Raw genomic sequence first — 26,304 nt, 5'->3', positions numbered from 1 at the left:
GAAACAGACTTGCGTCTCGCCAACTGAGACTGCAATATCATGGTATGGACAACACTAGCGGCGTCGGCGTTCTCGACAAGGCCGCTCTGGTGCTCAGCGCACTGGAGTCGGGCCCCGCCACGCTGGCGGGGCTGGTCGCCGCCACCGGTCTGGCGCGCCCCACCGCCCACAGACTCGCCGTCGCACTCGAACACCACCGCCTGGTCACCCGTGACATGCAGGGCCGGTTCATCCTCGGCCCCCGCCTGTCCGAACTCTCCGCCGCCGCCGGCGAGGACCGACTGCTCGCCACCGCGGGCCCCGTCCTCACCCACCTGCGCGACGTCACCGGAGAAAGCGCGCAGCTCTACCGCCGCCAAGGCGAGATGCGCATCTGCGTCGCCGCGGCCGAACGACTCTCCGGCCTGCGCGACACCGTCCCCGTCGGCAGCACCCTGCCGATGAAGGCCGGCTCCGCCGCCCAGGTCCTCCTCGCCTGGGAAGAACCCGAGCGCCTCCACCGAGGCCTCCAGGGCGCCCGCTTCACCGCCACCGCACTCAGCGGCGTCCGCCGCCGCGGCTGGGCCCAGTCCATCGGGGAGCGCGAGCCGGGCGTCGCGTCCGTCTCCGCCCCCGTCCGTGGGCCCTCCAACCGCGTGGTGGCCGCCGTCTCCGTCTCCGGCCCCATCGAGCGACTGACCCGCCACCCGGGCCGGTTGCACGCCCAGGCCATCATCGAAGCTGCCAACCGGCTCACCGAGGCCCTCCGCCGCAGCTGACGGAACACGGCTGACGGAACACGACGGAAAAGGGCCGCGTCCGAGGATCCGATCTCCTCGCACGCGGCCCTTCCCGTCTTTTCGGCCGTCCGTTCCTCTTACGGTTCGAGCTACGGTTCGAGGCGGTGCGGGCCCCGGAAGAGGAAAGTCGCCTCGCGGATCGACGGCAGGCCGAGGGCGAGCATCAGCAGCCGGCCGAGTCCGAGCCCGAAACCGCCGTGCGGCGGGGTGCCGTAGCGGAAGCAGTCGAGGTACCCGGAGAGCGGCGCGGTGTCCATGCCCTTCTCCCCGGCCTGGGCGACGAGGCGGTCGTACCGGTGCTCGCGCTGGGCGCCGGTGGTGATCTCCACGCCCTTCCACAGCAGGTCGAAGGACTCCGTGACGGTCGGGTCGTCCTCCGGCCGCAGGTGGTAGAACGGCCGCACGGCGGCCGGGAAGCGGGTGACGAAGACGAACTCGTGCCCGGTCTCCTCGGCGTTCAGGGCGCACAGCGTGCGCTCGCCCTCGGGGTCGAGGTCGTCCTTGACGCCCTCCGGGTCCCAGCCGGTGGCGCGGAGCCGGGCCAGCGCGTCGGCCATCGTGATCCGGGGGAACGGCAGCTCGGGAACCGTCACCGGGGTGCCGAAGTGCTCGGCGATCGCCGAGCCGTGCCGCTCGGCCACGGCGGTGAGGACGCGGTGCAGCATCCGCTCCTCGAAGGCCATCACGTCCTCGACCCCGTCGATCCAGGCGATCTCGGCGTCGACCCCGGTGAACTCGGTGGCGTGCCGCGAGGTGAACGACGGCTCGGCGCGGAACACCGGCCCGATCTCGAAGACCTTGTCGATGCCGCCGGCGATGGCCATCTGCTTGTAGAACTGCGGGGACTGGGCCAGGTAGGCGGTCCGGCCGAAGTAGCCCACCTCGAACACCTCGGCGCCCGACTCGGAGGCCGTCCCCATCAGCTTCGGCGTGTGCAGCTCGGTGAACCCCTCCTCGCCCGCCACCTCGCGCATCGCGCGCTCGACGGTGGTCTGGACGTCGAAGACCAGGTGCTGGGAGGGGCGCCGGATGTCGAGGAACCGCCAGTCCAGGCGCTGGTCGATGCCGGTCTTCTCGTCGATCGGCAGCTTCGGCTCGGCCGGCGAGACGATCTCCACCCGGGACGGAACGATCTCCAGCCCGCCCAGCTTCACCTGCGGGTTGGCGACCACCTTCCCGGTGATCTTCACGGCGGACTCGACCGTCACGCCCTCGAAGGCCGCCTCGATGGCGTCGCCCTCCCCACCACGGAGGTGGGTGACCTGCACGAGCCCGGTGTGGTCCCGGACCAGCACGAACTGGATGCGCCGCTGGAGCCGGAGCGTGTTGACCCACCCGTAGACGGTGACCGTCTCCTCGAGGTGCTCGGGCAGCTCGGCGACAAGGGTGCGCGTCATGACAGGGAACTCCCTGGGTTTGCGGGCGCGTTGGTCGCGCCACGTCGACGGGCGGTAAACGGCCGCCCTGGGCGCGTTCACCGTAGTGGATCAAGCCCGCGCGAGTCGCCCCGTTTTCCCCCGTGTCAGAGATCCCACCTGCTCCGCGCACCGTCCGGCGCCGCGTATCCGACGAACTGGCCCCCCGGCCCTGCCTCGACGGTGAACCACTCCCGGCGAGGCCGGTTCCGGTCGAGCCAGGTCCGGTGGGCGGCCTCGACCGTCCGCCAGAGGTCCCGGGGGCCGCCGAGAACGACCGTGCGGCCCCGCCCACGGGCGGTCGAGCCGTCGGCGTCGTCGCGCAGAGCATGGCCGTCGCGGACGACGGTGGGGCCGAGGTGGAGATCGGCCCAGAACGCGAACCCCGGGTCGTCCAGGACGTGCGGGTCGACCTCCGTGGCCCTGCTGTTCGCCTGCTGCTCGGGCGCTTCCAGCGCCGCGTCCGTTCCGTCTCGCAACGGCATGAAGCCGACCGGACGGTGCAGGAACCGCCCGACCGCACGGCCGTCCGTCAGCTTGGTCAACCTGGCCACCGCGCTGCCGACCGGGGCGACGATGAGACCGCCGGGCGCGCACTGGTCCAGCCAGGCGCGGGGGATGCGGCGGACGGCACAGGTGGCGATGATCCGGTCGTACGGCGCGGCGGCCGGGTACCCGTCAGCCCCGTCGGCCTGGACCACGGTGGGCTCGAATCCGGCCTCGCGCAGCCGGGTTCGAGCGGTGGCCACCAGCCGCTCGGTGCGATCGACGGTCGTGACGTAGGCCGCGCCGGCGAGGTGGCAGAGCAGGGCCGCGTTGTAGCCGGTGCCGGTGCCGATCTCCAACACCCGGTCCCCGGGCCGGACATCCAGCGCGTCGAGCATGTCGGCCATCAGACTCGGCAGCGTGGACGAGGAGGTCGCCGGCCCACTCACACCCTCCGGCCCGGCGTTCTCCGCGTGCACGCCGTCGACCTCGGTGACCAGCACCCGGTCCGAGTACACCTCCCGCAGCCAGACCTCGTCGTCCCGCCACGGCCGGTGGACACCGGATTCCTCACGGTAGAGCACCGGCACGAACGGATGCCGGGGCACGTTCAGGAACGCCTCGACCACCCGCGAGGACAGCCCGGCGCTCCCGCGCTCGACCTCCGAGGCGAGGGCCATTCGCGCCCGCAGGAGTTGGTCTTCGCCGTAGCGGGAGGTCGTCGTCATGATCGGTCGGTCCCTTCCAAGTAATCACAGATGGCAGCGGTGATGGGCAGGCCGGTCGCCTGCTCGACGAACCCGTACTGCCCGTTGGGGTTCACCTCCAGGAACGTCCACTCCCCCGAGGGGGACACGACGAAGTCGAAGGCGCCGTACGGGAATTCCAAGAGATCAAGCATGCGGATGACCGCCTTGGCGATTTCAGGCAGCGGATCGCACACCTGGTACGTCAGGCTGTCGTAGTCGCTGCACGGAAGCCTGCGGTCGGGGCGGTACAGCGGGTCCTCGGCCGTCGTGAGGCTCTCGTCAGACGGTGGCGGTACAGACGAATCCGAGGTCGGCCAGGCCCTCGCTCCGGCACAGCCGGTCGGATGCACCCCCGGCAACTGTCTGCAGGAGCTGGTAGTCGGCGCCGTGCTCCTTGCCCCAGTGCATCGCCGAGCGCCACAGGAGGCGACCGTGGCCGAGGCCTCGGTATTCGGGCAGAACACCGAAGTACTGCGGGAGGAGTCGTCGCCTACCGATGGGGTCAGTCATGGTCTCCATGGGGCCGATTGCGCCTACTACGCGCTCGTCCTGGACAGCGACCAGCACGGGGCCGATGCTGTCGATCCGGGAGTGCAGGAACTCGAAGCCCTCGCCGACCAGCTTCTCGGCGAACTCGGGGAAGGTGGTCCGGATGGCTTCGGGCTGTTGGCCGAGGGCCTCGATTCCCTCGACGGCTGGTGCGTCCTGGTCGAAGGTACGGAGCTGCACTCGGGTAGAGACAGCCACTGGGTCCGCGGTTTCCTGGAACCACACCACACGGGCTTGAGATGCGTCGCGCCCGGCGGCGAGCTTGGCGGCCAGCTCCTCGGCCTCCTGCCTGTGCTCGCGAGCACCGTAGAGATGGACGCGCAGGATGCCGCGACCGGTGATGGTGGGGATCAGCGTGCGAGCCTGGTCCTGAACGACGGCGTCCACCAGGACGTGCTCGTCCTTGTGGTCGGACCACCGCCGGTCCTTGTCGTGTGGCAGGAATTCTCCGGTGCCAGCGACGGCGAACACGTCGGCCAGAAGCTCAGCGGAAACAGCTTCGGGGTGGAGCGGCCCGAGCGTCGGAACATACGGGACGCACATCACGGGACGCAGCAAGTCCCAGCGCAGATCCATGTCCGCACCCTACTCGCCCGTCCCTCACGGCTCGGGCCCCGACGCGGAGAGCGCCGGTGCCCGAGCGTCACTGATCAGGTGCGATCAGCGGGTGCTTCAGTGCGGGTTGTCGTCGCCCGCGTTGCACGAGCACTTCACGCTGTCCATGACCTCGTCCAGGTCGCCGACGGCGATGATCTCGGTGACGGGCGGGGTCGGGGCGGTGATCGGCCGCGTGAGGTACGGCAGGCGCTGGGCCGGTCCGTCGTCCGGGAGCGGACGCTTCGGCGAGAGTTCGACAGCTACAGCGGTCATGTCACCCTGCTTTCTTGATCCCGTGCTGGCAGTAACTTGCGAGTGGTGCCTTCGCCTCCTGGTAGTGCTTGGCCAGCGGCCGGCACACGGTGCACGCGCCGGAGAGCCGGCAGCCGGAGCAGCCACCGGTGCGAAGCATGAGACGGTCGGCGATGGCGCCGAGCCGGGCGAGGCCGTCGATCCCCTCGGCGGGGAGGCTGATCTGGTCGTCACGGCCGATCTTGCAGATGGACACCAGGCCGTGTGGGTCGGTGTGGAAGAAGGTGTGTCCGGCGTTGCAGCCGCCGAACGGCTTGCGCATCCGCAGGTGCTCCTTGGACTGCGCGGTCAGCGACTCCGCCCCGCCGTAGATCGTCGGGGTCATGTTGGTGAAGACGTTGTACTCCAGCCCCCAGCCTTCGCACAGGCCGATCATCGCCTGTTCCTCGGCGGCGTTGTCCTCGGTGACGATGATGCTCATCCGCAGCGGCAGCTTGGCCCGGCGCCCGGCGTTCATGCCCTGGATGAACAGGTCCCAGGCCCCCTGCCGCTGGGTCAGCTCGTCGTAGCTCGCCTTGGTCGCCCCGTACATCGACACCGTGACCCGGTAGGGCGGGCACTCGCGGAACATCTCCAGCAGGTTCTCCCGCCACAGCAACGAGGCGTTGGTGGAGACGGTGATCATCATGCCCAGCTCGAACGCACGGCGGTACGAGGGCATGAAGTCCCGATCCACGGTGGGCTCACCCCCGGTGATCTGGAGCCAGAGGACGCCGGCCTCGGCCATGATGTCCAGGCAGGTGAGCTTGTCCGCGAGCGGCATGCCCGAGTTGACCTTGAGCCCGAGATAGCAGTGCTTGCACTTGTAGTTGCAGCCGAGGTTGATCTCCCAGCTGGCTCGCGAGTAGCCCCACGTGGAGGGCTGCCGGACCAGCAGGACGTCACCCGCAGGACGGCCGGTCACGTCCAGGTCGACCCACTGGGCGCGCACGGCGTCCGCGAGCCACGAAGGAACCGCCTGAGCGGGGCTGTGGGCGCGCAGCCCCTCGTAGTCGGCCTGCGGGAGCCTGAGACCACCCCGGCCACCGGGACGCACCAACAGGTATTCATCCAGGAACGGACTGGCGATCAGGTTGTGCACGCGTTCCCTCCTTCGCTGAGCGGCATTCGATGGCGGTGACGCCCTGAGAGCCGGCCAGGGCGACCTCCGGCGGCCAGAGGCCGACCAGGCGACTGTTAGTCATTGAACGGCGCGGGCATGCCGCAGGAGAGGGGCCACGAAGGGGTGCATTCTTCAGCCGGGGGTCGCCTACGGGGCCAGAATTGAGGTCATGTCGGCTTCGAGCGAGGGGCTACCTGTGAGCGGTGTCAGCTCGGACGGGATCGGTCGGCTGCTGCGGGCCATCCGCGAGGCGCACCCGAAGAAGACACGCGTCGAGCAGGCCGCGTCAGTCGCCGCGGCAAGCGGCGAGTGGTGCGACTGGGAGACCATCAAGCGATGGGAGACGGAGAAACGAATTCCGCAGAGGCCCTCGTACCAGTGGATCGCCAACGCGTACGGCCTGACTGTGGATCAGGTGGCCGAGGCCGCCGCCGTCTCCCGGCGGTACCGGAGTGAGCGCAGCACGAAGGGCAACAGCGTGGACAGGCGGAAGTTCATCGGAACAGGTATAGGAGCAGCCGCCGGCATCGTCGCGCTGCCCGGCATCGCGCAGGCACGCGAGGGGATCGCCGCAGCGCTCAGGCCATCCGGCGAGGGCGATCTCGACTACCTGGAGTCGGCGTTCGAGCGGCACCGGGGCGGCTACCGTGGCCGGGCGCCGGATGCGGTGTTGGCCGAGATGATGGGTGATCTCGATCTGCTGGGCGAGGTGTTGAACCGCCCCCACCCGGTGCGTACCCGGGTGGACCTCGCCCGGACAGCGGCAGGCATCGCGGGCTTGGTGGCGATCGTCCAGCACGACCGCGGTGACCAGCGCGACGCCCACCGGTGGTTCGCCACCGCCGAACAGGCCGCGCGGGAGTCCGGTGATCAGCGGATGATCGCGTGGGTGCTGGCCCGGCACGCCATGGTCCCGCTCAACTACGGCGCTCCCGGGGCGGCCGCTCGGATCGCCGAGCAGGCCCGGCGGGAGGCGGGGAGCAGCCCGACGGCGGCCGGAGCGCTCGCCGCGGCCGTCACAGCGCGTGCCCTGGCAGCCTCCGGCGACCTCGAAGGGGCCCGGCGGGCGGTGGGCGACACGCGGAAGCTGGCGGAGCGCCTGGACGGCGCCGAGGCGGCCGACACCTGGTTCGGCTACCCCGAGCAGAAGCACCACGTGCACCTGTCGCAGGTGTACACGCTGCTGGGCGACACGGGCAGCGCCTACCAGGCGCAGGAGGACGCCCTGGCACTCACGGACTCTCCGTCGGTGATGGCGCGCGCCCTGCTGGCAGTGGACACCGCCGCATGCCTCCGCGTCGACGGCGACCTGACCGGTGCGGCCGAGATGGCATCCGGGGTGTGGGAGCGACTGTCGGCCGCCTACCGTGAGGGCCTGATCCGTTCCCGCACCGAGACGCTGCATCGCCGGCTCACCGGTCGGCCGTACGCGCTGCTCGGGGAGGCACTGGCCGGCTAGTTACAACGAGAGTGCCTCCTTGGTCGTTCTCTCCGCGGACGATGCTCCCGAAGTGGGCGAAGTGCAAGCAAGAGGATCACGTTGCCCGTACACCGGCTGCTCCTTGCGGGGAGCAAGGAGCAGCCGGGACGAACTGCGCTGCACAGGAAGTCGGGCGGGCCGACTTCCCGCGCGGACACGGGGCGTCAGTGGAGCTGGGACTGCCAGTCGGCGGGGACCTGGCCGGCGGGGCCCGGGGTGGGTTGGGTGGTGGGGTGGGCGGTCGGGGGTGCGAGGGGCGGGCCTTCGTAGTAGGCGCCGGTGTCGAGGTTCCAGAACCAGTCCTCGCCGGGTTCGAAGCTGACCAGGAAGGGGTGGCCGGCCTGGCGGGCGTGCTTGGTCGCGTGCTGGCCGGGGGAGGAGTCGCAGCAGCCGATGTGGCCGCAGGCCGCGCAGCGGCGCAGGTGGAGCCACCAGCCGCCGCCGGCGAGGCACTCCGCGCAGCCGTCGCCGCTGGGCACCGCGGTGGGGTCGATTCCGGGGATCGGGTCGCCGGTCATGCCTGCCTCCTCGGCTGGGCGGTCCGTCCCCACCAGCGTGGCCCCGCCGTGGTGGTGCTGCCAGTCCGGCGTGGTCCTACGCTGGCTGAGGGGGCTCGGGGCAGCACCGTCATCACCGGCACCACCTCACACGGAGTCGCCATGGCCGCCACGAAATGGTTCTTCGAGCCCAGCCACACCGGCGCGGAGTTCCGCGCCCGCCACATGATGGTCACCTATGTGCGGGGCCAGCTGAAGAACGTGCAGGGCCTCCTGGAGGTCGATCCGGACGCCCCGGAGAAGGCCCGGGTCGAGGCGACCATCGACGCGACCCAGGTGTACACGGGCGCGCCCGAGCGGGACGCGCACCTGCGCAGCGCCGACTTCTTCGACGTCGAGCACCACCCGACCTGGACGTTCGTCGGGTCGAAGGTCCACCAGGTGAGCGCGAGCTGCTTCGAGGTCACGGGGGAGCTCACCATCCGCGGTGTGACCCGCCCGGTCACCTTCGACGTGACGTACCTCGGGCAGTGGGACACCCCGTGGTGGGAGGACGGGCGTGACCTGGGCCCGCGGCGGCGCGCCGGCTTCACCGCGACCACCCGGATCAACCGGCAGGACTTCGGCGTGAGTTGGAACGACGTGGTGGACCGGGGCGGTGTGGTGGTCGGCGACATGATCGACGTCGAGGTCGATGTCGAGGCGGTCCTGGAGAGCGTCTGACCGGCCCACAACGGACAGCCGGGCACCCCCGTACAGCGGGGTGCCCGGCCGATGAAGCCGGATGAAGGCCCTACCGGCGTCCACTGCCACGGGGTGACGATCGGGAGCGGCGGGTCGGGGAGGGCCGGCGGGTATCAGGCGAGCGCCAGGCTGATCTGCTCGTTGAAGACCACCCAGTGCTGGCCCGGGTCCTTGGCGTCACACGGCTTGGTGGAGATGTTCGGGGTGCCCCAGGCGTTGGCGAGGCAGTAGGCCGGGGCGAAGGTCAGGGAGATCTGCTGGCCGTTGACCGTCCAGTACTGCCCCTGGTCGTTGGGGTTGCAGGCCTTCGTGGAGACGTCCGGGGCGTTCCAGGTGTTGGCGAAACAGTAGGCCGGCGCCTTGGCGAGGGAGATCTGCTCGCCCGAGAGCTTCCAGTGCTGGCCGTTGTCGTTGGCGTCGCACGGCTTGGTGGAGACGTTCGGGGTTCCCCAGGCGTTGGCGAGGCAGTAGAGACCGGGGGTGCGCGTGGCGCGGTGGGTGGTGTCGGCGGCCCCGGCCCCGCCGGCCGGCAGGAAGGAGGCCGTCAGGGCCAGCGTGGCGACGGCGAGCGTCTTGCGGAGTGCAACAGCCATGAGGCGGATTCCGTTCTCGCTGGAGGCCATGCGGTTCGCGCACAGCCATGGGGGTTCTTTCCCTGCTCGGGCCCGAGCGCAAGGAAAGTGATAGCAGCGATCGTGGACGAACCCATGGTGTCGTGCAGCATGTTCATCCGAACGAGCAACCCGGTGCACCGGGCTGACGGGACGTGCGACCAGCTCGGAGATCCGGGGCCGCTTCCCGGAGCACACGTTCGACGCGGCCGGTTCGGCCGGTTCGGGGCCGGCCGGAGCCGTGGTGGCATCAGATCCCGGTCTCGTGCCGGGATTTGAGGGAACTGGCCTCCGATTGTGAATACTGTGCGATGATCGCCGTTGGTGGCACACCCCGCACAACCGGCTCCCTGACGTGACCAGCGGCGGCTGGGTGCGGTGGGCCCCACCGACGACTGCCGTTCAGCGGGCGGCCGCGCTCCGCGCGCCCCCGCTTCGCCGCGCCGGACCGGGATCACCCGTCGTGGCGCGGCCCAACTCCCTTCGAAGGGCGTCCATGTCTCGTTCCGTCCTCGCCACGACGTCGGCCCGCCGCACCGCGGCGCTGCTCACCACAGCGACCGCCACGCTCGGCCTGCTGACCGTGGCAAGCCCCGCTCACGCCGACTCGGTCGTACAGATCGCCGGCCCGGCCGGGCCCCTGCCGACGAACACCGCCTACACCGTCACCGTCAACGTCCCCAACAACAACCCGAACTTCCGCCTCAACTCCTCCGACATCGAGTTCGCACTGACCGGCGCCGCCGCCACAGTGACGTCCGCACGGACCTCGCAGAGCGGGTGGACCTGCAACTTCGCCGCCGGATCGTCCGGCACGTGCTGGCACCTCGCCGGCTTCACCACCCCGGTGTCAATCACCCTCACCGTCATGCCGACCGCGGGCGGGACCGTCACCACCGACGTCAAGGCCATGGACTTCAGCGGCGCCAAGCAGGTGGGGGGCGACACCCTCAACACGCGGATCGCGTCCCCGGCTCCCGCGGTGACCGGCCTCGCGCCCGACCACGGCCCGCTCGCCGGCGGTACCAAGGTCACGCTCACCGGCACCAATCTGACCGGGACCACCGCCGTGGCCTTCGGCACCACGCCCGCCACCGAGTTCACCGTCGACAGCGACACCCAGATCACCGCCACCGCCCCTGCCGGGAGCGCCGCGGGACCGGTCGACGTCACTGTCACCACCCCGGGCGGCACCGGTGCCGCGGGGAAGTACACCTACGACACTCCGGCACCCGCGGTGACCGGCCTCGCCCCCGACCACGGCCCGCTCGCCGGCGGCACCAAGGTCACTCTCACCGGCACCCACCTCAACGGCGCGACCGCGGTGAACTTCGGCACCACGCCCGCCACGGCCTTCACCGTCGACAGCGACACCCAGATCACCGCCACCACCCCCGCCGGGAGCGCCGCGGGACCGGTCGACGTCACCGTCACCACCCCGGGCGGCACCGGCGCCGCGGGGAAGTACACCTACGAGGAGGGCTCGTACGTCTTCTCGCAGACCTCCGACCCCACGTCGGGTTCGACCGTGAAGACCGGTGACAAGGTGACCTACACCGTCACCGTCGCCCAGCGGGGCACGGGCGAGGTCAGGGGCGCGACCGTGACCGGCGACCTGTCGAAGGTGCTGGACGACGCCGCCTACAACGGTGACGTCAAGGCCACCTCCGGCACCGCCGAGGTCAAGGACGGGAAGCTGACCTGGACCGGCGACCTGCCGCAGGGCGGCACCGCGACGATCACGTACTCCGTGACCGTCAACGGCAACGGCGACAAGCAGCTGCACAGCGCCGTCACCACGACGGACGGCAAGCGCGGCACCTGCGCGGCGGAGAAGGACTGCGGCACCGACCACACCGCGACCGCCGCAAGCACCCCGACGCCCACCCCGACGCCCACGCCCACCGACGCCCAGACCCCCGACCCCGCCCCGTCGACCACGACGCCGGGGACCCCGGAGTCCTCCTCGGCCCCCACCACGCCGCGGACGTCGTCCGACACGCAGACCCCGCCGGCCGCGCGGGCCTCGGGCGGCCTCCTTGCCAGCACCGGCTCCACCACCCTCACCACGGCGACGATCAGCGGCGCCCTGCTGATACTCGGCGGCCTCACCGTCGCCCTCAGCCGCCGCCGGCGCCGCCACGGCTGAACCGGCAGACTCTGACGGCGTGCGGCCCGAGGGTTCGGGCCGTACGCCGCAGTTCAGTGACGGGGCGCCCTTCGGGCCTTGGCCGTGACGATCAGAGTGCCGATGTGCCCCTCGGTCGGCGCGTCGAGAACCGCGGCTTCCGCCGACTCGAATCCACTCCGCAGGAGCAGGCCGACCCACCTACGGGGTGTGTAGGAGTAGCGGTACGTATAGAGCGCCCTCCCGGCGAAACCACCCTTGTACATGCCCTGCGGGCCATACGCACCAGGGATGGCGGGCGGTTGCGAGAAGGCCAGGATGCCGCCGGGGTTCAGGCGGGAAGCGATGAGGGGGAACAGCTTCAGCGGGTCCGTGAACCACACTGCGCCGAAGATCGAATAGACCGCGTCCCACGTCTCGTCTGTGCCGCTCAGATAGTCCAGGACCTCCGCACACCGGATCCGGACGCCGGACGCCCCCCAGCGCTCGGAGACCTTCTCGACCATGACGGGCGAGAGATCCACTCCTGTGACCTTCACGCCCAGATCGGCCAGCGCGGCCATCGCGCGGCCGGCACCGCACCCGATCTCCAGGGCACTGGCCGGCGACCCGAGCAACTCCGCGCCGGGCCCGTGATCGGCGTACTGGGTCCAGCGGAACACCGGCCCGGTGTCGAAGACGTCGTCCTTGATGCCGGCGGCGTACGTGTTCCAGAGTTCGCGCTCGGACTCGATGTCGTGCTGTGCAGGCAACGGGCTTCCCTTGAGGAGGAGTTGGCAGGCGAGTGCCCCTGCCCCAAGGTACGAGACAGGGGCGGCCCGGTGTCAGGGGGACGCAGGGCGGAGTGGGAAGTCGGCCGGCCCGACTTCCCACGCAGGTTGGCGTCGGAGCGGCCCTGAGCTGTGGTGGCCGGGCCGGCGGGATTCGGCCGGTGCGGCACGTAGGTTGTCGTGATGACCGACTCATTGCCGCCCGGCGGCGTCGTGCTCGATGCGGACGAACTGGCAACCCGGTGGGCGAATCCGTGGCGGCCGGAACAGGCGGCGGAACGGCTGGCCGGGGTGAGCACCAGCTGGTGCGTCGCGGCGGGGTGGGCGCTGGACCTGTTCCTCGGGCAGCAGTCGCGGCCGCACGGTGACCTGGAGATCGCGGTGCCCGCGGCGGGATTCCCGGAGGTCCGGGACCGCTTCCCGGAGTACGTGTTCGACGCGGCCGGCTCGGGACGGGTCTGGCCGGCGGCCGGCGCCGAGGCCCTGGCGGCCACCCACCAGACCTGGCTGCGGGAGCCGGACAGCGGGCGGTTCCTGCTCGACGTCTTCCGCGAGCCGCACGACGGCGGGACCTGGATCTGCCGCCGGGACGCGGGGCTGCGGCTGCCGTACGAGGAGATCACCGAGCGGACGGCCGACGGGATTCCTTACCTGGCACCGGAGTTGGTGCTGCTGTTCAAGGCGAAGGCGGTACGGCCCAAGGACCAGGAGGACTTCGGCACCGTGCTGCCGCTACTGAGTCGGGCAAGGCGGGAGGCCCTGGGTGGGTGGTTGGAGCACATCCACCCCGGGCATCCGTGGCTGGCGGAACTGGCGGGGTAGCGGACACTTCGAACGTCGTGGCCCCGTCGAGCAACGGCTCGACGGGGCCACGACGTTACGGGCCTAGAAGTAGATGAGGGTCCAGAGCTGGTTGAGCGAGGGCTTGCCGTACGTCTGGACGAGCTTGACGTTCTTGCCGACACCCTCCGCCGTCAGGACCTCGTTCAGGTTCTTCCTGCTCGCGATCGTGGTGTGCTCCTGACCGGTGTCCACGACCCACTGCTGCGTCAGTTTCCCGGGCTCGCACGGCTCCAGTCGGACGTCCTGCCCGGTCCCCTTGTCCGTGACGCAGTTCCTGCTGTTGTCTCCCTCGATCGTGTAGATCCCGGTCCCTTCGGTGGTTTCATCGACCTTCGTGAAGTACCAGCCCTCCAGGGAGGTGGCCCCCGGCTTCTGAGTCACGACTGCCCAGGTGCTGGTGTACGCGAGGTTGGTGTCGTCCGCCTCGTTCTGCGCTCGCGCCCAGAAACCCACCGTGTCTGCGGCGGTCGCCACAGACGAGGTGCCGACCACGGCCCCCGAGAGCATTACTGCCCCCATCGCGGCTACGGCGATCTTCCTGGTGATGCTCACTCGTTCTCTCCTTGATATTTCCCGCACCCACGACCATGGGCGCCGACGGGAACGTAGCAGCGCAAGGTTCGTACAGAGTCTTTCTAGGCATGAGATCGTTGGCGAACAACTCGGATGACCTAGCCGGTTGATTCAATCGGGTCATTGCCGGGCGAGAACATGCGGTCGCAGCTCACCACGGGAACCATTCGATGGCATGAGGTCGCACAACTGAACGCCCGAGGAGAAAGCAGTGGCCATGACCAGGAGAGTTTCCGTCGCAGCCGCGGGGGCGGCCCTGATTTCGGCCTTCACGGCCGCTACTGCGGTACCGGCCGCAGCCGACTGCGAGGATCCGCCGACTGCCGCCCGGGCGAGATTCTTCGCCAACGTCCGGAACGAGGGGGATGGGACATATCTCTATCACCCCATCGGCAACTACGTCCAAACCTTGGACTCGATTTCTACCGCCCACCCGTTGGATGTGACCTGGGATTTCCAATACGTCGGAGAAACGGATGGAGGGACCGGGATCTATGCGATCAGGTCAGATGGAACCACGTCGTGCATCACGAACAACGGTCTCGGCAACCGCGCCATCCTGGCACCTTGCGACAAGGCCGACCTCGCTCAGCAATGGGCGGTGACAACGGCCCAGGAGCACAGCGCGATCGTGAACATGAAGTTCAAGAACACCGCACTGCGATCGAATGGGACCGGCAACGATGTCACGCTCGTCTCGACCGTCGGCCCGCCCACCAGAAATCAGCTGTGGACCTTCAGCTACGTGGGGCAGTGAGCCTCGCCCTCTGGCCTGTCGCGCAGGAGCGACAGGCCAGAGGGCGGATCGCTAGGCGGTGGTGGTGGTCAGGTGGTCGAAGTCGCCGGCCTTCGTGCCCTCGAGGAGGGCGGCGAACCTGGGGGTGGTCGTGCGGACGATGACGTCGCCCTCGTCGGACTCGCGGAGTTCGATCGCGGCGCCAGACACACGGACCTCAACACAGTCGGCGTTCGAGCCGGAGTAACTTGACTTCTGCCAGGGAGAGTTACGCATATTTACTTTCCATGTTCTTCTTGATTGACCGAATGAACTCTCGGGAGTCCTCCTCCGAGAGAGCAGCCGAACCAATCTGGGCGAGCAGTGACCGAAATCTGGCTGTGTGGGCTGGCGCATCGAAGAGCAGGTTGCCTACACCCGAGTCCGCTTGGACTGCGTCAAGCTCCCGAACCGGCCCTTCGGCATACGTGAAGTTCTCGTTGGGGAGCGGGATCGTGTCGGCATCGAACAGCACGACTCGAATCGAGATGTTGGGCCGTTCGGAGGCTTCGACAAGGGCACCGAGTTGCTCTGCTTGGACCCTGGCTCCACTGAACTGCATGCGTAGTGCGGCCTCGTGGATGTATGCGGCGAACGGAGTCGATTCGGCTTGGACGATGTGCTGACGCCGCAAGCGAAAGGCCGTCCTCAAGTCGACCTCGTGACCCGGAAGAAGTGGATAGGAACGAGCAAAGATGGCTGAGGCATAGTCGTTCGTCTGAAGCAGCCCATGGATGAAGGCCATCGTGTAGGCCGAGAGCCCTCGTGCGTGACCTTCGATCTCGGCGATCTCAAGGAAGTCCTGCGAGAGGCGCCCGCGGTACTCCTCCCACCAACCGCCCTTGTCGCGATCCGTGATGATGTCCGCCAGCGCATCGATCAAGGGCTCGTTCACGCACATGCACAACGCGGCGATCGTACGCAGGCGTTCGACGCTGATGCCGGTCTTCCCGCTCTCCATCTGGGTCACGTGGGCGGGGTTGATACCAAGAGCGCGAGCGAGTTGGCTGCCGCCGAGACCGGCCTGCTCCCGCATCCTGCGCAGCTCGGCTCCCAACCGCAGCTGACGGAGGGTCGGGTTCGATCGTAGGGCCATGGGATCAGTCTGCCTCAGAGCGGTAGCCACGTCCGGGTGAACTTCTCGCAGATCGCCACAAGTTTGTGGCGATCAACGCTATCGTCATTCCCAGATCGATCCGACGGATCGTCAGCATCCCATGGTTTCCGGGCAGTAGGCGCCTGCTGCCCTCCTGCCGAAGAGCAACCGCACCCCGGCCTGGCTCACGGCTCCCACTCTCCACACCACAGCCTCGCGGAGGTTCCCGTGTGCACCCGTAACACCCCCTCGATCACCCTCACCCGGCAGGCCCTGCGGGACGTCCTGACCCGCGCCGCCTGGGACTCCGAGACCATCATCGCCGCCGAGTTGGCCCTCGACGAGCTGATCGTCAACGCCTGGCGGCACGCCGACACCGCCTCGCCCGTCGTCTACTTCTCCCTCCTCGACCGCACCCTCCGGGTCTGCGTCGCGGACGAGAGCTCCATGCTCCCCGACGAGCAGTCCCTCAACCTCCACGCCGAGTCCGGCCGGGGCCTCCAGCTCGTCGCCGGGCTCACCCACCGTTGGGGCGTCGACCCCCAGAAGCGTGGCAAAACGGTCTGGTACGAGCTGGACTCGGCCGCGTGACCCGCGAGCCGGTCGCGCCGGACGACCCCCGGATGCGGGACTTCACCCCCTCCCACATCACCGCCCTGCTCGGCGAACTCCACCGGCGCGGCCTCCCGTACGGGCTCCTCTGGGGCTCCGCCTCGGCCGGCGAGACCATCCTGGACGGCCGGCTCCTGGTCGACTTCGGCAACGCCCCGGTCTCCACCCTCCTCAACCTCCTCCACCTCCTCCGGGACCTGGACCGGGAGGCGGCGTGGGAGCGGTGACCCTTCCCCGACCACACTGACTTCCGACCGCGCCGAGCACATGCGGAGGCCCTCGCCCAGGGAAGGGGCGAGGGCCTCGCGGTCGTCCGTCGGCTCCGGGTCAGCCGCCGGACGGGTTCCTGGGCGCGCCACCGCCACCACCACCGAAGCCGCCGCCAAACCCGCCCGCGCCTGCGGCGCCTTCGACGAGCTGGCTGGCGGTGTAGCCACCGTTGGCGTCGGGGGTGCCGACGACGGTCACGCTCTGGCCGGGCTGGAGGTCGGCGACCTTGCCCTCCTTGTTGAGCTGGACCTTCGTCGCGTCGCCGGTGGTGACCTTGATGGTGTTGCCGTTGGTGTCCGTCAGGTAGACGGTGTTGCCGTCCACGGCCTTGACCGTGCCGCGCGCGAACCCGCCCTGGCCCTGGCCCTGTCCACCCTGCCCCTGACCACCCTGGCCCTGGCCCCTACGGCCGGAGCCGCTCTGCCCGTAACCACCGGCAGCTGTCTGGGCAGCCGCCGGACGGGCGGACTTCCCGCCCCCCGAGGAGGACCCCTGGCCCTGCTGGAACCAGACCCCGCCCGCGAACGCGCCGCTGGCGATCACGCCACCGGCCAGCACCAGGCTGAGCCAGGGCAGCTTCCTCCTCGGCGGCGCCGCCAGTTCGGCGCTCACGTCCCGCGCGTCCGGCGGGGTGGCGAGCAGGGCGACCTGCTCGGCCGGCGTACCGGCCTCGGCCGTGGCGACCGTGGCGATCTCTTTGCTGCTGCTCATGGATGGAGTCCTACTCGTGCCGGAGGGCGTCGATCGGCCGCAGCGAGGCGGCCCGGTTGGCGGGGTAGCTGCCGAAGAACAGCCCGATGGCGACGGCGATGGCGAACGTGCCCAGCACCGACTCGGGGATCACCACCGGTTTGATGCCGACGATGCTGAAGTGCGAGCCGGCGATCCCGGCCGCCACGCCCAGCCCCGCGCCGATCACCGACAGCAGCGTCGACTCGGTGAGGAACTGCCCCAGGATCACCGCGCGCGGCGCGCCGAGCGCCTTGCGGATGCCGATCTCGCGCGTCCGTTCGGTGACCGTCACCAGCATGATGTTGGTGATCCCGATCCCGCCGACGAGCAGCGAGATCGCCGCCACCGCGCCGAGCAGCACGGTGAAGGTCTTGGTCGTGCTCTCCCTCGCCGTGAGCAGCGAGGCCTGGCTGGTGATCCGGAAGTCCGCCTTGGCCGGGTCGGCGATCGCGTGCGTCCCGAGCAGGACCCGGGTGATCTCCGACTGGGCCGCCGTGGTGCTGTCCGCGGACGAGGCCTGGACCAGGATCTGGTTGACGGAGCCGAAGCCGGTGAAGGCGTTCTGCACCGTCGGGAGCGGGGCGATCACCACGTCGTCGGGGTCGGTGAAGCCGCTGCCGCCCTTGGCCTGGAGCACGCCGACCACGGTGAACGGCGTGCCGCCCAGGACCACCGACTTGCCGACCGGGTCCTCGGTGTCGAACAGCTGCTTGGCCGTGGTCGCGCCGAGCACCGCGACCTTGCGCGAGGCGAGGACGTCGTCGTCGGTGAAGTACTCGCCGTGCGCGACCTTCTGGTTGGCGGTCTCGAAGTACGACGGGTAGGTGCCGACGACCGAGCCCGGGCTGTACGAGATGTTCCCGTAGAGCGCCGTCGCGCTGGTGGTGACCACCGGGGCGACCGACCTGATCGCCCCGCTGGAGGAGTCGCTCGCCAGCGCCTTGGCGTCGGCGACCGTGAGCTTCTTGACCGAGGAGGTGGCCCGGGAGCCGCCGTTCGCCGAACCGGAGCTGACCGTCAGCGAGTTGGTGCCGAGCGAGGTGATCGACTCCTTCACCGCCACCGACGAGCCGTTGCCGACGGCCAGCAGCAGGATCACCGAGGCCACGCCGATCAGCACCCCGAGCATGGTGAGCGCCGAGCGCACCTTGTTGGCGGCCAGGCCGCCGACCGCGAAGCGGAGCGTCTGCCAGAGGATCACGCCGGCACCCCCGCCTCGTACGCCACCCCTGCCTCGTCGAGGTAGGGCGGCGGGCCCTCCACGGGCGCCTGCCGGAGGTCGCTCACGATCTGCCCGTCGACCAGGCGCAGCACCCGCTTGGCGTGCCGCGCGACCTCGTCCTCGTGGGTGATCAGCACGACCGTGCGGCCGGTGGCGTTGAGCCCGTCGATCAGGGCCAGCACCTCCTCCGTCGAGCGGCTGTCGAGGTTGCCGGTCGGCTCGTCGGCGAGCAGCATCGCGGGCGCCGTCACCAGTGCCCGCGCCACCGCGACGCGCTGCTGCTGGCCGCCGGACAGTTCGTTGGGCTTGTGGCCGGCCCGCTCGGCGAGCCCGACCAGGGAGAGCGCGGCCATCGCCCGGCGGCGCCGTTCGGCGGTGCGGACGCCCGCGTAGGCGAGCGGCAGCTCGACCTGGGCGAGGGCGGTGGTGCGGGGCACCAGGTTGAAGGACTGGAAGACGAAGCCGATCTTGCGGTTGCGCACCAGCGCGAGCTGGTGTTCGTCCAGGTGGCCGACGTCGGTGCCGTCCAGCAGGTACTGGCCGGAGGTCGGGACGTCCAGGCAGCCGAGGATGTTCATCAGCGTGGACTTGCCGGAGCCGGAGCTGCCCATCACGGCGACGTAGTCGCCCTGCTCGATGTCCAGGCCGACGCCCTGCGGTTCGCCGCTCCGCGGGTCGGACGGGCCGCGCAGCGCGTGCACGGTGGCGTCGCCGTGCCCGTACGCCTTGGTGAGCCGGCGGAGCCGGATCACCGGGACGGGGTGCGCCGGGACGCGATTGTCGATGACGTGACGCATGACCTGGTCTCAGCCCCTGCCGCCGCGGCCGGTGCCGCCACCGGCCCCACCGGCCCCACCGCCGCCGCTGCCGCCCGGGAAGACCTGGCCGCCACCGCCACTGCCGCCGCGGTTGCCGCCGACCCCCGGGAAGGAGGCGTTCGGGAAGCCGTTCCCGCCGCTGGTGGTGGGGAGTTCGACCTTGTCGCCCTCCTTCAGCCCGGAGACCACCTGCACCGTGCTGTCGCCCTCGACCCCGACGGTGACGGTGACCCGCTCGGAGGCGCCGTCCGGCTGCACCAGGGTCGCGGTGCGCGAGGCGCCGGTGCCGGAGAGCGCGGAGGTGGGCAGCGAGAGCACGTTGTCGGCCTCGCCGGTGATCACCTGGACGGTGGCGCTGAGGCCGGTGCGCAGCGTGCTGGTGTCGCCGGAGAGCTGGAGCGTGGCCGCGTACTGGACGGCGGCGGAGCCGGCCGCACCGCCGGAGCCGCTGCTGCTGGGCAGCGAACTGACCGACAGGACGGTCGCGTTGAGCTTGGTGTCGGACTGGGCGTTCAGGGTGACGGTGGCCGCCTCGCCCTTCTTCAGCTTGAGCGAGTCCAGCTCGGAGAAGTTGGCGGTGACCTGCATCCCGGTCGGGTTGGTGAGCACGATGAAGCCGCTCGGCGCGGCCGTCGAACTCGCGCCCGTCCCCGTGGACTTACCGGAGGAGGAGGTCCCGGAGCCCGAGCCGGAGCCGGTGGCCCCGACGGTGTCGCCGACCTTGCCGGAGATCGAGGCGACGGTGCCGTCCACCGAGGCGGTCAGGGTGGTCCCGGCCAGCGCCGCCTGGGCGTTGGCGAGGTTGGTCTGGGCGGTGGTGACCTGCTGCTGGGCCTGGGCCACGGCCGCGTCGTCGACCTTGGTGGTGGTGATGGTGGTGGTCTGCGGGGCGGGCGTACTGCTCCCGCCCGCCCCGCGGCCGCCACCACCGCCGCCGCCGGCCCCGGCGCCGGGAGAGGCGTCGGAGGTGGCGCCCGGCAGCGGCTCGGTGGTCGTGGTGGTGACACCCGCCTGGGCCTTGGTGAGGTTGGCCTGGGCCGTGGTGAGGGACGCCTGGGCCGCGTCCACCTGCTGCTGGGCCGCCGTGGTGTCGACGGTGGCGAGCACCTGCCCCTTCTTCACGGCGTCCCCGACCGCGACCTTGAGCGCGGTGAGCCGGCCGCCGGTGGTGAAGTCCTGGGCGGCGTCGGTCGGTGAGACCAGGGTGCCGGTTCCGGACACGGTGGCCAGGACGGTGCCCTTGGACACCGTCGCGGTACGGGCCGCCGGCTTGGCGGAGGCCGGGCCGGAGCTGCCACTGACCGTGACGTACACCAGGGCGGCCCCGCCCAGCAGGGCCACGCCGAGCGCGGAGTTGACGAGGACGGCGCCTCGCCGCCGTGGGAGCACCTTCATGCCGGACAGCTTCCCGGTGCGCTCTTGCGCTGCCCTGGGCACCGACTGGGAGAAGACTGACCGACCGGATCCGGGCATTCCGGACGGATACCCCGTCCTCCGTCGGCGCCTTGGCCGCTCCGTGGCCAGCCGTTGGCCGAACTCCCAGCGGGCTCCCAGCGACCCACAGCCTTCCGGGAGGAGGCACGGCGGGCGTCGAAGGACGTCGAAGACCCGAGGAGGCCCGTCGACGACCCGGGCGGAACGCCGCAGGGGCGCGCCGGAGGACCGGCGCGCCCCTGCGATCAACAGCAGGACGTCAGAGCGACTTGCGGAAGGCCTCCGCCACCGACAGGAAGATCGAGTTGCCCTCGGCCTCGCCGATCGACACCCGCACGCCCTCCGGGAACGGCCGCACGACCACGCCGGCCTCGGCGCACGCGGCGGCGAACTCGAACGAGCGCTCGCCGAGCCAGAGCCAGACGAAGTTGGCCTGCGAGTCCGGGATCTCCCAGCCCTGGGCGCGCAGCCCGGCCACCACCCGGGTGCGCTCCGCGACCAGCGCCTCCACCCGCTCCAGCAGCGCCTCCTCGGCGCGCAGCGAGGCGACGGCGGCGTTCTGGGCGAGCTGGCTCACGCCGAACGGGGTGGCGACCTTGCGCAGCGCGGCGGCCACCGGCTCGTGCGCGATCGCGAAGCCGACCCGCAGGCCCGCCAGGCCGTACGCCTTGGAGAAGGTGCGCAGCACGCAGACGTTCGGGCGGTCCCGGTAGAGGTCGATGCCGTTGGGCACCTCGGGGTCGCGGATGAACTCGATGTAGGCCTCGTCCACCACGACCAGGACGTCACTCGGGACGGCGTCCAGGAAGCTCTCCAGCTCGGCGCGGTGGATCACGTTGCCGGTGGGGTTGTTGGGGTTGCAGACGAAGACCAGCCGGGTGTTCGGGGTGATCGCGGCGAGCATCGCGTCCAGGTCGTGGTCGCCGTTCTCCTTGAGCGGCACCGGGACGGGGGTGGCGCCGGAGACGGTGGCGACGATCGGGTACGCCTCGAAGGAGCGCCAGGCGAAGATCACCTCGTCGCCCGGGCCGGCCGTGACGAGCACCAGCGACTGGGCGATGCCGACCGAGCCGGTGCCGGTGGCGATGTGCTCGGCGGGCACGCCGAAGCGCTCGGCGAGCACCGAGGTCAGCTCGGTGACGCCCATGTCGGGGTAGCGGTTGAACGAACCGGCCGCCTGAACGGCCGTCTCCAGCACGCCGGGCAGCGGCTCGTAGGGGTTCTCGTTCGAGGACAGCTTGTAGGCGTCGGCGCCGGCCGGCTTGCCGGGCTTGTAGGTGGGGATGCCGTCGAGGGTCGGCCGCAGCCGCGGGCCCTGCGCTGACGTACCACTGCTCACGGTCGTACTCCGTTTCCAGTTGCGGAACTCTCCGGTGTGCTCGCCCGCCACGGACGGGTTCGCCTCCGTGCCCGGGACCTCGTGTCGCACCCGGAGCACCCGGTCGGGTGCCTTGCACGATACCGATCGCCCCTCACCCGTAGGAGTGAGATGCCCGGTCGGGTTACAGGCGCAGACCAGCCATTCTGCCGCGTTCCTTTGGCACATGTCAGAGGTAAGAAGGCTGGTTTCAGACGGGTATCGAAGGGGCGCACCCCGGCTCACTCTTGGAGAAACGTATCTCCGAGGGCTCCCGATGCGCCGGTCACAGACCCTTGTCAGGAGCCATACGATCGGTCCGCCATGACAGCAGCAGCCAACCAGAGCGGTCGGCGACCCACCACCTCGCGGCGTCTGGAGCGGGCCGGCATCCGGGATGTGGCAGCAGCCGCCGGAGTGTCGATCACCACTGTCTCCGACGCGCTGAACGGAAAGGGCCGCCTTCCCGACGAGACCCGCAGCCGGGTGCGCGAGGTCGCCGAGCGCCTCGGCTACCGCCCCTCCGCGGCCGCCCGCACCCTGCGCACCGGCCGGTCCGGCCTGATCGGGCTGACCGTCACGACCTACGGCGAGGAGCCGTTCACCTTCACCGAGTTCGCGTACTTCGCCGAGATGGCCAGGGCCGCCACCAGTGCCGCCCTGGGCCGCGGTTACGCGCTGGTGGTGCTGCCCGCCTCCTCCCGCCACGACGTCTGGGGCAACATCGCCCTGGACGGCACCGTGGTGATCGACCCGCCCGATCAGGACCCCCTGGTGAGCGAGCTGTACCGGTCCGGCGTCCCGGTGGTCAGCGACGGCAAACCCGGCAACTGCCCGGTCACCGCCTGGGTCGACAACGACCACGAGGCCGCCGTGCTCGGCATCCTCGACCACCTCTCCGAAGCCGGCGCCCGCCGGATCGGCCTGCTCACCGGCACCAGCACCGACACGTACACCCGGCTGTCCACCGAGGCGTACCTCGGCTGGTGCGCCAAGGTCGGTCAGGAGCCGGTGTACGAGACCTACCCGGCGCACGACCCGGCCGCCGGCGCCGTCGCCGCCGACCGGCTGCTCGCCCGCCCCGACCGGCCGGACGCGGTCTACGGACTGTTCGACCCCAACGGCACCGACCTGCTGGCCGCCGCCCGCCGCTACGGCCTGCGGGTGCCGGACGACCTGCTGCTGGTCTGCTGCAGCGAGAGCGACGTCTACGCGACCACCGAACCGCCGATCACCACGCTCTCGCTCAAGCCGCGCAAGATCGGCACCACCGTGGTCAACCTGCTCATCGACGCGATCGAGGGCGTGGACTCCGGGACGGGCGTCGACATCGCCAGGCTCTTCCCGCCGCGGTTCCGCACCGCCGGCACCGGGCCGCCGCCGGGCACCCTGATGCCGACCGAGCTGATCGTCCGCGCGTCCTCCCAACGCCGGAATCCGCGCACCACCGTCAGCCCGCCCCGCCCCCCGGGCGAGGTTTAGACCACCGCGCAGCAGCAGCCCCGCAGCCGGAGCACGGTACCCGGCCGGGGCTGACGAGACCGTACCGAGCCGGGACAAAACGGACCTTGCGGGTCCACCCGGCTGACGCTCCGGAGGATTGGATACCCACCAGGTGACGACGCCGGGAGAGTGGTCTTCCTATGATGGGCGAATGACACCCGAGGACCGCTTCCCCGGGCCCGAGCACCCCCACCCGGGCCCCCGCCACCAGCCGGACCTCGACGTGCTGCCGTACGGCACCTATTACGAACCCGACCCCGCCCCCGGCTACCAGGCCGCCCCCTACGAGGGCGAGGGCTACGGCGGGGAGACCTACAGCGGCTACGGCGGAGCCCGCTACCTGGAGCAGCACTGGCCCGCCGGAAGCCAGGGGCACACCGTGCACGCCCAGGGGATCGGCATGGACAACACCCCGACCTTCTCGCACCCGGGCAGCGGGTACGAGGGGCGGGAACAGGGCGGGTACGAAGGCCAGGAGACGGGCGGGTACGAAGGCCAGGAGCAGGGCGGCTACGAGGGGCGGGACCAGAGCGGCTACGAAGGCCAGGAGACGGGCGGCTACGACAGCCAGGACCAGGGCGGGTACGACGGCCGCGAGCAGAGCGGCTACGAGCCCACCCTGCCCGACCAGCCCTCCCCGGCGCTCCAGCTCGCCGGCCGCGACGACCCGCCGACCATCGAACTCGGCCCCCCGCTGCCCGACCCCGCCGCGCCGACCTACCCGTACCCGGCCCCCGGCCCCGGCGAGCCGCCCGGCCCCGTCTACGTCGTCGGCGACGTGCACGGCTACCTGGAGGAGCTGCGCGCCGAACTGCGCCACCAGGGCCTGATCGACGACGACGGCCACTGGTCCGCCGGCCGCGCCCGGATCTGGTTCCTCGGCGACTTCACCGACCGCGGCCCCGACGGCATCGGCGTCATCGACCTGGTCATGCAGCTCGCCGCCGAGGCCGCCGCGGCCGGCGGCTACTGCCGCGCCCTGATGGGCAACCACGAACTGCTCTTCCTGGGCGCCGCCAAGTACGGCGACGAGCCCGTCCAGTCCACCGCCGGCACCGCCTCCTTCCTCGCCGCCTGGCGGCTCAACGGCGGCCAGCAGAACGACCTGGACCGGCTGGAGGCGCACCACATCAGCTGGCTCTCCCGGCTGCCCGCGATCGCGCTGGAGGACGGCCACCTGCTGCTGCACTCCGACACCACCGCGTACCTGGAGTACGGCGAGTCCATCCCCGACGTCAACGACGCCGTGCACGGCCTGCTCGCCGACGGCAGCGTGGACGACTGGTGGGACTGCTTCCGCCGCTTCACCAAGCGCTTCGCCTTCCGCGGCGACGCCGGGCCGATGGCCGTCCACGAGCTGCTGGACACCTACGGCGGCACCCGGATCGTGCACGGGCACAGCCCGATCCCGTACCTCACCGGCGCGGTGCACAACGACGACGGCCAGCCGCCGCACATCCCCGGGCCGTACGTGTACGCGGACGACCTCGCGGTGGCGATGGACGGCGGCGTCACCATGGAGGGGCGACTGCTGGTCGCCCGGCTGCCGATCGGCTGAGCGACGGCGCGTGGGCCGGGCGGCCGCCGAACCAGGCACGTCCGCCGACCGGTCGTCAACCCACCATCACCGCAGAACAGTTGTTCCCGGCGCTCGGGCCGTCGCACGCGCGCGTCCCGGGGCGCGAAATTCCGGAAACCGACTGTCAGCCCGGGCGCGCCCGCCCCTACCATGAGGCACACCACACCCGGCCGCCCGTCCGGCGGCCCGCCTCCGCGCCCGTTCCGGCGCCCTGAGGGCCGCGCGCCCCCGGGGCGCGGCGAACGGGGTCCGCACGAACGGGGTCCCCATGTCCAACCCCCCGCCACTGCTCGCCGAGGACCGCGCGGAGTACGAGCGCCTCCTCACGGAAGCCCTGCGCGACCGCACCGTCCTCACCGCCTTGCGCGCGCCCGGCGCGCTCACCACCGACCAGCTGCGCATCAGCGCCCTGCGCGACGCCGACCGGATCAACGCCGCGGCCGCCACCGAGTACACCCACTACACCCGGCTGCGCGAGAGCCTGCACAGCGCGCCCCCGCCGCCGCCCGGCAGCGACAGCGCCGCGCCCGGGCTGCTCAGCCAACTGCGCTCCGGGGGCGGCGCCGGACTGTTCCCCGCCCTCACCGTGCTCACCCCGATCCTGGCCTGGGCCGCCGCCCTGTTCCTGCTGCTGATCGGCTACCTGCTGCGCGCCACCAGCCCGAACCTCGCGCTCGCCCACTCCCTGGTCACGGCCGGCTGGGTGGCGCTCGCCGCCGGCGTCGCCGCGATGGCCATCGGCATCGTCGGGCTGCTGCTCACCGCCCTGCGCGAGAGCGCCTCGACCGCCCCGGCCGGCACCGACCCGGAACTCGCCGCCGAACTCGGCGACGCCCACCGCGAGTGGCGCACCACGCTGCGCGAGCGCGGACTCGTCCCGTACCTGCTCGACGCGCTGCCGCCGGTGCCCGGCTCGGCGGCCCGGACCACGACGGGCACCGGGCCCGACTTCAGCAGCCCCGACTTCAGCGGCCCCGACTTCACCAGGCCGGACTTCACCAGGCCGGACTTCAGCAGCCCGGACTTCAGCAGGCCCGGCTACACCTCCCCCGGGTTCACCAGCCCCGGCCCCGAAGGGCTGACCGACCCCCACGGCCGCACGCCCCGCCCGGCCGCCTTCACCCCGCCCGACTTCACCGGGCCCGGGTACACGCCGCCCGACTTCACCGGGCCCGACGAGGTCGGCTGAGCCTTCTCCCGCAAGGGGGCGTCCCGGGGGACATCCCCACCCCCGGTCCGGGTGCGGCCACCATCGTCGGCGACCGCGCCGC

Annotated in this window: 28 protein-coding genes; 11 read left to right on the top strand and 17 right to left on the bottom strand. The window is 70.9% G+C overall.

What is annotated here, in order from left to right:
* Positions 1-44: 44 nt before the first annotated feature.
* Complete coding sequence (locus ACGF13_RS31130) at positions 45-758, top strand: IclR family transcriptional regulator (RefSeq protein ID WP_030246527.1); 714 nt, start codon at positions 45-47, stop codon at positions 756-758.
* Positions 759-868: 110 nt separating this feature from the next.
* Here the strand turns inward: ACGF13_RS31130 and aspS are convergent, their stop codons facing one another.
* The 6 genes from aspS to ACGF13_RS31100 all read right to left on the bottom strand — a co-directional run bounded on the left by aspS (position 869) and on the right by ACGF13_RS31100 (position 5,968).
* Positions 869-2,176, bottom strand: coding sequence for an aspartate--tRNA(Asn) ligase (gene aspS, locus ACGF13_RS31125; RefSeq protein WP_392881531.1), 1,308 nt, complete (start codon positions 2,174-2,176; stop codon positions 869-871).
* Between the two features lie 125 nt (positions 2,177-2,301).
* Positions 2,302-3,408, bottom strand: a complete 1,107-nt coding sequence (locus tag ACGF13_RS31120) for a methyltransferase domain-containing protein (RefSeq protein WP_392881528.1) — start codon at positions 3,406-3,408, stop codon at positions 2,302-2,304.
* Complete coding sequence (locus tag ACGF13_RS31115) at positions 3,405-3,623, bottom strand: hypothetical protein (RefSeq protein WP_392881526.1); 219 nt, start codon at positions 3,621-3,623, stop codon at positions 3,405-3,407. Before ACGF13_RS31115 ends, ACGF13_RS31120 begins: the two co-directional genes overlap by 4 nt.
* An 85-nt stretch (positions 3,624-3,708) precedes the next feature.
* Positions 3,709-4,554 carry a GNAT family N-acetyltransferase gene (locus ACGF13_RS31110; protein ID WP_392881524.1) on the bottom strand — a complete coding sequence of 282 codons (846 nt, stop codon included), beginning with the start codon at positions 4,552-4,554 and terminating at the stop codon, positions 3,709-3,711.
* A 96-nt stretch (positions 4,555-4,650) separates the two neighbouring features.
* The gene (locus ACGF13_RS31105) at positions 4,651-4,848 is read right to left on the bottom strand and encodes a hypothetical protein (protein ID WP_392881521.1); all 198 of its coding nucleotides are present in this window, start codon (positions 4,846-4,848) and stop codon (positions 4,651-4,653) included.
* A gap of 1 nt (position 4,849) precedes the next feature.
* On the bottom strand, positions 4,850-5,968 hold the full coding sequence (locus ACGF13_RS31100; protein WP_392881518.1) for a radical SAM protein: 1,119 nt from the start codon (positions 5,966-5,968) through the stop codon (positions 4,850-4,852).
* 217 nt (positions 5,969-6,185) lie between these two features.
* Here ACGF13_RS31100 and ACGF13_RS31095 point away from each other — a divergent pair, with 217 nt between their 5' ends.
* Positions 6,186-7,448 carry a transcriptional regulator gene (locus ACGF13_RS31095; protein ID WP_392881515.1) on the top strand — a complete coding sequence of 421 codons (1,263 nt, stop codon included), beginning with the start codon at positions 6,186-6,188 and terminating at the stop codon, positions 7,446-7,448.
* 185 nt (positions 7,449-7,633) lie between these two features.
* Here the strand turns inward: ACGF13_RS31095 and ACGF13_RS31090 are convergent, their stop codons facing one another.
* The gene (locus tag ACGF13_RS31090) at positions 7,634-7,987 is read right to left on the bottom strand and encodes a UBP-type zinc finger domain-containing protein (protein ID WP_392881512.1); all 354 of its coding nucleotides are present in this window, start codon (positions 7,985-7,987) and stop codon (positions 7,634-7,636) included.
* 141 nt (positions 7,988-8,128) lie between these two features.
* Between ACGF13_RS31090 and ACGF13_RS31085 the strand changes: the two genes are divergently transcribed.
* Positions 8,129-8,689, top strand: coding sequence for a YceI family protein (locus tag ACGF13_RS31085; RefSeq protein ID WP_392881509.1), 561 nt, complete (start codon positions 8,129-8,131; stop codon positions 8,687-8,689).
* Positions 8,690-8,823: 134 nt separating this feature from the next.
* On the opposite strand, the gene ACGF13_RS31080 is transcribed toward ACGF13_RS31085, so the two are convergent.
* Positions 8,824-9,303 (bottom strand): ricin-type beta-trefoil lectin domain protein, encoded by a 480-nt coding sequence (locus ACGF13_RS31080; RefSeq protein ID WP_392881506.1) that lies wholly within the window; start codon positions 9,301-9,303, stop codon positions 8,824-8,826.
* Between the two features lie 514 nt (positions 9,304-9,817).
* Between ACGF13_RS31080 and ACGF13_RS31075 the strand changes: the two genes are divergently transcribed.
* A complete protein-coding gene (locus ACGF13_RS31075) occupies positions 9,818-11,470 on the top strand; it encodes an IPT/TIG domain-containing protein (protein ID WP_392881504.1) in 1,653 nt (550 codons plus the stop codon).
* A gap of 53 nt (positions 11,471-11,523) precedes the next feature.
* On the opposite strand, the gene ACGF13_RS31070 is transcribed toward ACGF13_RS31075, so the two are convergent.
* Positions 11,524-12,201 carry a class I SAM-dependent methyltransferase gene (locus ACGF13_RS31070; RefSeq protein WP_392881501.1) on the bottom strand — a complete coding sequence of 226 codons (678 nt, stop codon included), beginning with the start codon at positions 12,199-12,201 and terminating at the stop codon, positions 11,524-11,526.
* Between the two features lie 201 nt (positions 12,202-12,402).
* On the opposite strand from ACGF13_RS31070, the gene ACGF13_RS31065 reads away from it, so the two are divergent.
* Complete coding sequence (locus ACGF13_RS31065) at positions 12,403-13,041, top strand: nucleotidyltransferase domain-containing protein (protein ID WP_392881499.1); 639 nt, start codon at positions 12,403-12,405, stop codon at positions 13,039-13,041.
* A gap of 63 nt (positions 13,042-13,104) precedes the next feature.
* Here the strand turns inward: ACGF13_RS31065 and ACGF13_RS31060 are convergent, their stop codons facing one another.
* Positions 13,105-13,614 (bottom strand): hypothetical protein, encoded by a 510-nt coding sequence (locus ACGF13_RS31060; protein WP_392881496.1) that lies wholly within the window; start codon positions 13,612-13,614, stop codon positions 13,105-13,107.
* A 232-nt stretch (positions 13,615-13,846) separates the two neighbouring features.
* On the opposite strand from ACGF13_RS31060, the gene ACGF13_RS31055 reads away from it, so the two are divergent.
* Complete coding sequence (locus tag ACGF13_RS31055; protein WP_392881494.1) at positions 13,847-14,392, top strand: hypothetical protein; 546 nt, start codon at positions 13,847-13,849, stop codon at positions 14,390-14,392.
* Positions 14,393-14,443: 51 nt separating this feature from the next.
* Here ACGF13_RS31055 and ACGF13_RS31050 read toward each other — a convergent pair whose 3' ends face one another.
* Positions 14,444-14,647, bottom strand: a complete 204-nt coding sequence (locus tag ACGF13_RS31050; protein WP_392881492.1) for a DUF397 domain-containing protein — start codon at positions 14,645-14,647, stop codon at positions 14,444-14,446.
* Complete coding sequence (locus ACGF13_RS31045) at positions 14,640-15,506, bottom strand: helix-turn-helix domain-containing protein (protein WP_392881489.1); 867 nt, start codon at positions 15,504-15,506, stop codon at positions 14,640-14,642. The genes ACGF13_RS31050 and ACGF13_RS31045 overlap by 8 nt, the downstream gene beginning before the upstream one ends.
* 228 nt (positions 15,507-15,734) lie before the next feature.
* Here ACGF13_RS31045 and ACGF13_RS31040 point away from each other — a divergent pair, with 228 nt between their 5' ends.
* Together ACGF13_RS31040 and ACGF13_RS31035 are read left to right on the top strand one after the other, a co-directional pair.
* Complete coding sequence (locus ACGF13_RS31040; protein ID WP_392881486.1) at positions 15,735-16,097, top strand: ATP-binding protein; 363 nt, start codon at positions 15,735-15,737, stop codon at positions 16,095-16,097.
* Positions 16,094-16,345, top strand: coding sequence for a hypothetical protein (locus tag ACGF13_RS31035; RefSeq protein ID WP_392881484.1), 252 nt, complete (start codon positions 16,094-16,096; stop codon positions 16,343-16,345). The genes ACGF13_RS31040 and ACGF13_RS31035 overlap by 4 nt, the downstream gene beginning before the upstream one ends.
* A gap of 100 nt (positions 16,346-16,445) precedes the next feature.
* Here the strand turns inward: ACGF13_RS31035 and ACGF13_RS31030 are convergent, their stop codons facing one another.
* The 5 genes from ACGF13_RS31030 to hisC form a co-directional block, all read right to left on the bottom strand.
* Positions 16,446-17,099 (bottom strand): DUF5666 domain-containing protein, encoded by a 654-nt coding sequence (locus ACGF13_RS31030; protein ID WP_392881481.1) that lies wholly within the window; start codon positions 17,097-17,099, stop codon positions 16,446-16,448.
* Between the two features lie 10 nt (positions 17,100-17,109).
* The gene (locus ACGF13_RS31025) at positions 17,110-18,321 is read right to left on the bottom strand and encodes an ABC transporter permease (protein WP_392881478.1); all 1,212 of its coding nucleotides are present in this window, start codon (positions 18,319-18,321) and stop codon (positions 17,110-17,112) included.
* Entirely contained in the window at positions 18,318-19,139 is an 822-nt protein-coding gene (locus ACGF13_RS31020; protein ID WP_392881475.1) for an ABC transporter ATP-binding protein, read from the bottom strand. Before ACGF13_RS31020 ends, ACGF13_RS31025 begins: the two co-directional genes overlap by 4 nt.
* 9 nt (positions 19,140-19,148) lie before the next feature.
* Entirely contained in the window at positions 19,149-20,555 is a 1,407-nt protein-coding gene (locus tag ACGF13_RS31015) for an efflux RND transporter periplasmic adaptor subunit (protein WP_392881472.1), read from the bottom strand.
* A 298-nt stretch (positions 20,556-20,853) separates the two neighbouring features.
* Positions 20,854-21,933, bottom strand: coding sequence for a histidinol-phosphate transaminase (gene hisC / locus ACGF13_RS31010; protein WP_392881469.1), 1,080 nt, complete (start codon positions 21,931-21,933; stop codon positions 20,854-20,856).
* A 342-nt stretch (positions 21,934-22,275) separates the two neighbouring features.
* Between hisC and ACGF13_RS31005 the strand changes: the two genes are divergently transcribed.
* The 3 genes from ACGF13_RS31005 (at position 22,276) to ACGF13_RS30995 (ending at position 26,222) form a co-directional block, all read left to right on the top strand.
* Positions 22,276-23,433 (top strand): LacI family DNA-binding transcriptional regulator, encoded by a 1,158-nt coding sequence (locus ACGF13_RS31005; RefSeq protein ID WP_392881466.1) that lies wholly within the window; start codon positions 22,276-22,278, stop codon positions 23,431-23,433.
* A gap of 421 nt (positions 23,434-23,854) precedes the next feature.
* Positions 23,855-25,012, top strand: a complete 1,158-nt coding sequence (locus tag ACGF13_RS31000) for a metallophosphoesterase (protein WP_392881930.1) — start codon at positions 23,855-23,857, stop codon at positions 25,010-25,012.
* A 289-nt stretch (positions 25,013-25,301) separates the two neighbouring features.
* A complete protein-coding gene (locus ACGF13_RS30995; protein WP_392881463.1) occupies positions 25,302-26,222 on the top strand; it encodes a hypothetical protein in 921 nt (306 codons plus the stop codon).
* Positions 26,223-26,304: the final 82 nt, after the last annotated feature.

Origin of the sequence: Kitasatospora sp. NPDC048286, assembly GCF_043201735.1 — a bacterium.
GTDB lineage: Bacteria > Actinomycetota > Actinomycetes > Streptomycetales > Streptomycetaceae > Kitasatospora.
The sequence above is the reverse complement of the archived record's forward strand: the minus strand, read 5'-3'. Positions and strand labels throughout refer to the sequence as shown.